This window comes from Duganella violaceipulchra (genome assembly GCF_019166075.1).
Lineage (GTDB): Bacteria > Pseudomonadota > Gammaproteobacteria > Burkholderiales > Burkholderiaceae_D > Rugamonas > Rugamonas violaceipulchra.
Genome location: NZ_JAHTGR010000085.1, coordinates 1 through 886, shown reverse-complemented (window position 1 = coordinate 886; position 886 = coordinate 1). Strand labels below are relative to the sequence as shown.

The window sequence follows — 886 nt, the reverse complement described above, 5'->3', positions numbered from 1 at the left end:
GTACAACTCACCGGCCACGCCCAGCGGCACCGGCTGGCGCCAGGCGTCGAGGATGTAGACCTGTGTGTTGGCGATCGGCCGACCAATATGCAGCACCGCATCGTCGCGGCCAAGCCGGCCGGAGGTGGCCACCACCGTCGTCTCGGTCGGGCCATAGTTGTTCACCACCTCATAGGCCGGCGGCGTCGCCGGCAGCCGACGCAGGCGATCGCCGCCCGTCAGCAGCGTCTTCAGACGCGCATTGCCGTGGCCTTCCGCGAAGGCCAGTTCGGCCAACGGCGTGACCATGAAGCTGACATCCAGCGCCTGTGCGCTCCACCATGACAACAACGCCTGTGGATTGTCGCTGGCCGCCGCCGTCGGCATCACCAGCGCCGCGCCGACGCACAGCGCCGGCCATATCTCCCACGCGCAGGCGTCGAACGCCACGCCGGCAGTGCTGGAGGTGCGGCTCTGCGCCGACAGCGCGAAGCTGTCGCAGTGCCAGTCGACCAGATTACCCAGGTTGCGGTGTTCCACCATCACGCCCTTGGGCGCGCCGGTCGAACCGGAGGTGTAGATCACATAGGCCAGGTGCGCCGGCGTCAGGTCCAGTCGCGCCAGGTTGGCGCCGTCCTGTTCGTCCCATAGCGCGCTGTGCGCGCCCAGGTCTATGCGCGAGGCGCCGCCGGCGGCGTCGATCCCGACACCATCGAGCGCGCGCTGCCCGGCGCCATGGCCCAGCACCGCCAGCGGCGCGCTGTCGGCCAGCATATAGGCCAGCCGTTCGGCCGGATAGGCCGGATCGAGCGGCACATAACAGCCACCCGCCTTCAGCGTAGCGAGCATCGCCAGCACCATCTCGATCCCGCGTCCGCTGCAGATCGCCACCCGGACGTCGGCTCCC

At 69.5% G+C, this 886-nt stretch carries 1 protein-coding gene; it reads right to left on the bottom strand.

The features are described from left to right. On the bottom strand, positions 1–886 hold an 886-nt coding region (locus KVP70_RS33060; RefSeq protein WP_217946676.1), incomplete at both ends, for an AMP-binding protein.